Here is a 3,386-nt window from a genome sequence, read left to right as displayed (position 1 = left end):
AAGGCCCGTGGACGACGCGGCTGATTCAGAACGTGTTCTGATTGAGACGCGCGATCAGCCGGGAGGCGCCCTAGACGCCGCCGAACTCGCGCGAATGATCGATCGGGTCATTCTTGGCTGAGACAGTACGCGGCGGCAGACAGACAGGACGCTTTACAAGCGGATGGAGCTTGCGGGAGTGCCCCCAGCCTGAGCGGCAAGGTCCGCCAGGACCGAGTGGCCATCTTGGTGTTCCACGAAAGCCGGTAGATATTGGTCCGAAATGTCCAACCATGGGGTAGGATACTCGCCCCAGTAGTCTGCGCAGGGTCCCGAACGAGTCCTAGGAGGTCGCTATCGTGGGTCACTTCATCGGGCGCATGGCGCCATCCGCGGATGGCCTCAACCGAGAGGCCGATCCGCTCGGCCGCCTCGCATATACCCAACAGCCGTTCGTCTACTTTTCCCCACGTGTGCCTCCAGGTCGACTATCTTCCCAACGTCCGACCTAGAGTACAAGGGAAAAGCACGGTCACGCCAAGCCTATGGCCTCGAGATCAAGATCGAAGTTCGGGGCGTTGAGATCGACCAAATCGCCTACCCGCGGGTCTACAAGGGGACACTCACCTTCTTCGCCGGCTGTCGATGGCCCGCCGACGAAATGACCGTAATGATTCGGCGGCCAGGTCCGAAAGTAGTCCCCACCGTGGCAGGCTCATGCTACATTCTGCCCGACAGATCGACGCCTGTTGGCTAGTCTCCAGTGCTCGCTCCCCGCCCACATTCGGCAGGAGGCATTGAATGGCACTCATTCACTGTCGTGAATGCGGAAGAGAGATCTCTGATAAGGCCGCAGCGTGCCCGAACTGCGGCGCTCCCCCGCGTACCCTTCTAGAGCTCCTCCACGAGAACAACAAGAAGGTCGCGGTGGCGAGTTTCGTCATCATCGTGGCTGTGACCGTCGCCGCGATGATCTTCCAGAAACGGCAAGTCTATCTGTCGTACGAGGGACGGAGTCTGCAAGAATGGGCTGCGGATCTGAGCGACGCTAGTCCTGATGTGAGAGCCCGGGCTGCGAAGGCGCTGGCACAGATCGGTGCGTCTGGTGCGGACGTCTCCGTGCCCGCCCTTGAGGCTGCAATCAAGTCCCCGCGAAGAGTTGGACTGTCGGATGCTGATCTACCCCCTGTCGAGTTTGGGATAGATGGAGAAAAGAATCTCGTCGATGCTCAGGGAGCCGCGAGGATTGAGTGCATTCTGGCGCTAGCCCGCTTAGGACCTGTGGCAAAGGGCGCGACCACTACACTCATTGCCGTCCTCCACGAGAGACCGACGGAGATCCTCAAGATAGCGAACGAAGTCGACCGCATGAAGAGCGAGGCCGCGACAGACCGCTCAGTCCAACGCCACGCAGAAAGCGGTCTGCTTCTGATCTACACGTATGCCGCCGAGAGACGGGCCGTCTCGAAGGCACTTGTCGCTATAGGACGACCGTCAGTGCCGCCGCTCCCTCCGTGCCAACATAGCTGAGACAATTCTCCTGGCTGGATTTAGTGAGCGGGGCGAGAAGAAGGATCAGCGTGAAGCCTAACGTGATGGTGGTGAGGTCGTCGTCCGGTGTGGCTCCCGCGGAACGCAGGGAGGCCGAGCGGAGCGAGGCCGACCGGAGTGGCGCGGGAGCCACACCGGACGCGCGCGGCATGGTCAGCCCGACCCGGCCGGATCCGGAGGTCGTCATCGACGCGAAGCGGCGTACGTTCACGGCGGAGTACAAGCAACGCATCCTGGCGGCGGCGGATGCCGCGGCCGACCACGGGGGCATTGGGGCGTTGCTCCGCCGGGAAGGCCTGTACTCGTCGCACCTGGTCACGTGGCGCCGCGAGCGCCAGGCCGGTATCCTCAAGGGCTTGACGCCGCGGCCGCGCGGGCCGAAGCCCACGCGCTCGCCGCAGGACGAGGAGATCCGCCAGCTTCGGGAGGCCACCCAGCGGTTGACGGAGGCGTGGCGGAAGGCCGCGATCGTCATCGACGTCCAAAAAAAAGTGGCCGCGCTGCTGGAGGAGCGAAGACCCTCGAGCGCGTCGAAGGAGCCGCGGTGATGGAGGCCGTCACCGACCTGAGCGCCGTCGTCGGCATCCGCCGCGCCTGCGACGCGCTCGGGGTGGCCCGCGCGGCGTTCTACCGGCAGCGGCCGAAGCCGCGTCGGGTCGAGGCGCCGACGGCCCCGACACGACCGCTGCCGGCTCGCGCCCTCCGGGACGACGAGCGGGAGGCCGTCTTGGCGGTGCTGCACGCGGAGCGCTTTCGCGACCGCGCCCCGGCCGCGGTGCAGGCCACGCTGCTCGACGAGGGCACGTACCTGTGCTCGACCCGGACGATGTACCGCGTGCTCGCCCAGGCGGGGGAATCGCGCGAGCGGCGTGATCAACTGGTTCATCCGACGTACCAGAAGCCTGAACTGCTGGCCACCGCGCCGAACCACCTCTGGAGCTGGGATATCACGAAGCTGCTCGGCCCCGCCAAGTGGACCTACTTCTACCTCTACGTGATCCTGGACGTCTTCAGCCGGTACGTCGTGGGCTGGATGATCGCGCATCGCGAAGGCGCCGAATTGGCGGAGGCCTTCATCGCCGACACGATCACCACACACGGGATTCCCCCCGGTCAGCTGACGCTCCACGCCGACCGGGGCCGCGTCATGCGATCCAAGCCGGTGGCCTTCTTGCTGGCCGACCTGGGCGTGACCAAGACCCACAGTCGCCCGTACGTGTCGGACGACAACCCGTACTCGGAAAGCCAGTTTCGAACGCTGAAGTACCGTCCGGAATTCCCCGACCGCTTCGGGGCCATCGAAGACGCCCGGGCCTTCGGCCATGTCTTCTTCCCGTGGTACAACGACGAGCATCGGCACTCGGGGCTGGGGTTGCTGACGCCGGCGATGGTCCACTTCGGCGACGCCCCGGTCGTGCTGGCCCGGCGCCAGGCGGTCCTCGATGCCGCCTACGCCGCCCATCCCGAACGGTTTGTCCGACACGCGCCCGTTCCGCTGCCGCTGCCCTCGGCGGTGTGGATCAACAAGCCGCGTCCGGCGGCCGCCCGGACAGAGGAGAGACGTCAGTAAACTCGTGTGCCAGGTGTCTCAAAGTCGTTGACACGCGCCGAGCGATGCTCATCAGAGTCACCAAAGAGAACGTTATGACTTGGGAATTCGCGAAGCACAGGCCCACGACATTCGTAACTACGTTCGAGTATGTGATCGAGGGACCTGACCAATGCACTTACACTAACGGCACCTCGGTCTTGAGTCTCCCCTTGGACGTGCGTCTGACTGTGAAGGGGCTGCAGACTTGCGACCCCGCTACAACGATTAGGTGAGTTGCAGGTCAGCACCGCCAACTTCGCTCGGG

General features: G+C 64.3%; 2 protein-coding genes. Both read left to right on the top strand.

The window, feature by feature from the left end:
- The first annotated feature begins 780 nt into the window (after nucleotides 1-780).
- Nucleotides 781-1,509 carry a zinc ribbon domain-containing protein gene (locus LLG88_14270; protein MCE5248075.1) on the top strand — a complete coding sequence of 243 codons (729 nt, stop codon included), beginning with the start codon at nucleotides 781-783 and terminating at the stop codon, nucleotides 1,507-1,509.
- Nucleotides 1,510-1,679: 170 nt separating this feature from the next.
- A protein-coding gene (locus tag LLG88_14265) for an IS3 family transposase (protein MCE5248074.1) occupies nucleotides 1,680-3,100 on the top strand; the annotation gives its coding sequence in 2 pieces (ribosomal slippage) (nucleotides 1,680-2,021 and nucleotides 2,024-3,100; 1,419 coding nt in all).
- The last annotated feature ends 286 nt before the right edge of the window (nucleotides 3,101-3,386 follow it).

The organism is bacterium (assembly GCA_021372775.1).
Lineage (GTDB): Bacteria > Acidobacteriota > Polarisedimenticolia > J045 > J045 > JAJFTU01.
This window is presented reverse-complemented; position numbering and strand designations above follow the sequence as displayed.